The sequence below is a fragment of the Aeromonas sp. A35_P genome (genome assembly GCF_002259925.1).
In the GTDB taxonomy this organism is placed as follows: Bacteria; Pseudomonadota; Gammaproteobacteria; order Enterobacterales; family Aeromonadaceae; genus Aeromonas; species Aeromonas dhakensis.
In genome coordinates, this window is record NZ_NEVB01000157.1 from 1 (window position 1) to 3,713 (window position 3,713).

At 57.8% G+C, this 3,713-nt stretch carries 4 protein-coding genes; all 4 read left to right on the forward strand.

Going from position 1 to position 3,713, the window contains the following annotated elements; genetic code table 11:
• A partial coding sequence (gene tssD, locus CAK78_RS10190) for a type VI secretion system tube protein TssD (RefSeq protein WP_141214166.1) occupies positions 1 to 369 on the forward strand: 369 nt, incomplete at its 5' end.
• A 181-nt stretch (positions 370 to 550) separates the two neighbouring features.
• Positions 551 to 838 (forward strand): type VI secretion system PAAR protein, encoded by a 288-nt coding sequence (locus CAK78_RS10195; protein WP_094697186.1) that lies wholly within the window; start codon positions 551 to 553, stop codon positions 836 to 838.
• Between the two features lie 11 nt (positions 839 to 849).
• Positions 850 to 2,901: a type VI secretion system Vgr family protein gene (locus CAK78_RS10200; RefSeq protein WP_094697187.1), complete on the forward strand. Its 2,052-nt coding sequence runs from the start codon at positions 850 to 852 to the stop codon at positions 2,899 to 2,901.
• A 1-nt stretch (position 2,902) separates the two neighbouring features.
• Positions 2,903 to 3,640, forward strand: coding sequence for a DUF4123 domain-containing protein (locus tag CAK78_RS10205; protein ID WP_094697188.1), 738 nt, complete (start codon positions 2,903 to 2,905; stop codon positions 3,638 to 3,640).
• The last annotated feature ends 73 nt before the right edge of the window (positions 3,641 to 3,713 follow it).

The window sequence follows — 3,713 nt, forward strand, 5'->3', positions numbered from 1 at the left end:
GTTGGCCGGAATGGCTGTTCAACTTCGCCGGAATACGCAGTCCACAAGCCGTTCAAATTCACCGTTGCGTTGAACAAAGCCGTGCCGCTGATGTACAACTCCCTGGCTTCCGGCGAGATGCTGCCGAAAGTGACCCTGAAGTGGTTCCGTACCTCTGTTGAGGGCAAGCAGGAGCACTTCTTCTCTACCGTGCTGACCGATGCCACCATCGTTGACATCGACTGCCAGATGCCGCACTGCCAGGACCCGGCGAAGTCGGACTTCACCCAGCTGATCCAGGTCTCTCTGGCATACCGCAAGATTGACTGGGAGCACACTGTTGCTGGCACCTCTGGTGCTGACGACTGGCGTGCGCCTATCGAGGCCTAAGCCTTCCTTTCGTACTTTGGTATTCCTTGTAAGTAACCCTGTATCTTGTGGCCGGTGTGCTCCGGCCTTTATCCCGTTTTTCTCCGGTCAGTCTTTGGCTGCCGGAGCTTTTATGTTTTGCCATCCCCCCGTTCTCACGTTGGGTGCGGAGTGATGGCAAAGCACACAAGAGGTTTGAATTATGTGTCCCTCCATTGCACTGCTCGGTGACATCGGCACCGACCATGATGGCTTTCCACCGACCCCGGTGATAGCCGCCAGTCCTGAAGTGTTCCTAGATGGTAAGTCTGTGGCCCGTCAGGGCGACCCGCTAGCGCCCCACGACAAGCCCAATAACCCGCCGCACCCTCGCAGTATTGCTGGAGGTGTGGGTTCGGTATTGGTCAACGGCAAACCTATCGCTGTCACCGGCACGGCAGTGGATTGTGGTGGTGTGGTGATTGGTTCGGGCAGTGGGCAAGCAGGATAAGGAACAAGGTCATGGCACAGAGCACTGGATCACAATTTACCGTCAAGGTCGGCGCACTGGCTGACAGTACCTTTGCGGTCGCAAGCTTCAAGCTGGATGAGGGCTTGAACCGCCCCTTTAACCTCAACCTAGAGGTTGCCAGCCAGCAACCGGACATCGACTTTGGCGCCGTGCTGGACCAGCCGTGCGAGCTGATGGTGTGGTACAACGGCGAGCTGCAGCGCCGGGTTTGCGGGGTAGTGAGCGAGTTTGCCCAGGGGGACAGCGGCTTTCGCCGTACCCGCTATCAGCTGCAAGTCAAACCCGCCTTGTGGCGACTGGGTTTGCGCCAGAATTCCCGCATCTTCCAGGCGCAAAAGCCTGATGAAATCCTCAGTATCCTGCTGCAAGAGCACGGCATTACCGATTACGCCTTTGCGCTCAAGAACGAGCATGCTCAGCGCGAATACTGCGTCCAGTACCGCGAAACAGACCTCGATTTCGTAAACCGGCTCGCTGCCGAAGAGGGGCTCTTCTACTTCCATGAGTTTGAGCAAGGCAAACACCGCATTGTGTTTGCCGACGATGCCGCAGCCCTAACCGCAGGCCCCGAGCTCTTCTTCAACCTTGGCAACCGCTCGCTGGAACAGGGCGCCTATGTGCGTCAGTTCCACTACCGCGAATCAGTGCGCCCCTCGGACGTGGAGCTGAAAGACTACAGCTTCAAGACCCCGGCTTATAGCCTCTCCCACAAAAAGCAAGGCGCAGAGCTGGAGCATCAACGGGACACCTACCAGCATTTTGACTATCCGGGCCGCTACAAGCAGGACGGCAGCGGCAAAGCGTTTGCCCAACACCGCTTGGATGCTCTGCGCAATGACGCGGTGGCGGGCAGTGGCAAGTCCAACAGCGCAACTCTACTGCCAGGACAGTTCTTATCGCTCACCGAACACCCCAACAGCAGCCTCAACACCGACTGGCAAATCGTCCATATCCGCCACACCGGCGAACAGCCCCAGGCGCTTGAGGAAGAGGGTGGCAGCGGCCCGACCGTCTACCACAACGAATTTGGCGTAGTGAAAGCGAGCACCACCTGGCGGGCCCGTATCGGCAGCCCCGAGGCACCCCACAAGCCGATGGTGGATGGCCCGCAAATCGCCAGCGTGGTTGGCCCCGAGGGTGAAGAGATTTACTGCGACGAGCATGGCCGGGTGAAGCTGCAATTCCCGTGGGACCGCTACGGCTCGAGCAACGACCAGAGCTCCTGCTGGGTACGGGTGAGCCAGGGCTGGGCCGGTGGCCAATATGGCATGATGGCTATCCCACGTATCGGGCATGAGGTGATTGTCGAGTTCTTGGAAGGTGACCCCGACCAACCCATCGTGACAGGGCGCACCTTCCACGCCACCAACCGGCCGCCGTATGAGTTGCCCGCCAACAAGACCCGCACAGTGCTGCGTACCGAGACCCATCAGGGTGAGGGATTCAACGAGCTGCGTTTCGAAGACCAGGCGGGACAGGAAGAGATCTACATCCATGGTCAGAAAGACCTCAACGTCCTGATTGAGAATGATGCCGCGTGGCACATCAAGCATGACCAGCACACCGACATCGACAACGAACGGGTGACCCGTATCAAGGCCAATGACCACCTGACGGTAGAGGGTGAGAAGCGGGATCACATCAAGGCAGACTATTCGCTGACCGTAGATGCCTCCCTGCATCAGAAGCTGGGCCAATCCCTGCTGGTTGAAGCTGGGCAAGAGGTGCACGTGAAATCCGGTAACAAGATCGTGCTGGAGGCCGGTGCTGAACTGACGCTCAAGGTTGGCAGCAGCTTTGTGAAGGTTGACCCCAGTGGGGTGACGCTGGTTGGTCCCAGCATCAAGATGAACTCTGGCGGCAGTCCGGGTTCTGGCTCTGGTTGGGCGGGTCAACTGCCGAGCCTGCCCGGTGCGGTTGAGGTCGTCCCTCCACCTAAGCCGCCGCTGTTTAAGGCCATGCCGCCCTTGGAAAAACCAGTCTGTATTCCTTGCATGCTGAGAGCCATGGCTCAGGGCGATGCCGTGTTGAAGGGAGAGTAAGATGCTACCGGAATCAATCTGGCGTGAAGGAAAGACGGTTGCACTTCTCGAAGCCGCCCATCTCAGTGCCGAGCAGAGAGAGAGGTTGAGTGAGGGTCAGTTTTTGCCGCTCTATCTGCATGATGACCTGTTTGAACTGGTCAATCTTGGCCCCTGGCTCTGGCAGTGCTCACAACAGGATGAAGGCTTGCTGGCCGAACTCGCCGAGCAGGGGCACGTCGTGGGGCTGATTGACAGCGAGCAACCTGTAGAAGTCCTGCAAGAGCAGTTGGTTCTGGGTGCAAGAGTGATAGAGCCGGATGGCAAGTTCAGTATGCTGCTGCGGTTCTATACCCCTGATGCCTTGCCCTTGCTGCTTGACCAGCAGGATGCCCCTTGGCTTGGTGGCCTCTTTGGCGGCATCAACCGTTGGTGGCTGCGAGAGTGCAATGGCGATTGGCGTGAGCTGGACTTGTCTGTCCCCCCGGCAGAACCAGTTCTGGTGCAACTGACCCCGGCACTCTATCAAGCATTGGAAGGATCGCCGCAAGCCCATCGACTGCTGGCCCTTTGGCAGTCAGGGGAAAACATCGCTCAGTTTCCGCCTTGTGAGCGAATGGCCATGGTGCGTAAGGCACTCGACAAGGCTAAGCAAGCTGGGGCAACCGATGCCCAGCTCGTGTACTGGGGATTGGCCTACCTGGAGGGTGGGAAGAATGCACTTATTGAAGAGCAACGTTTATCTAAAGGACGTATTTAGTTGATGATTGATTACTATGTATTCCCATTCATGAATATCATCCTGGCACTCTTCTTTTTGCTCTGTGTTAGGG

Coding starts and splice junctions, on each gene's coding strand:
- CAK78_RS10195 (WP_094697186.1), top strand. CDS start 551: ATGTGTCCCTCCATTGCACTGCTCGGTGACATCGGCACCGACCATGAT.
- CAK78_RS10205 (WP_094697188.1), top strand. CDS start 2,903: ATGCTACCGGAATCAATCTGGCGTGAAGGAAAGACGGTTGCACTTCTC.
- CAK78_RS10200 (WP_094697187.1), top strand. CDS start 850: ATGGCACAGAGCACTGGATCACAATTTACCGTCAAGGTCGGCGCACTG.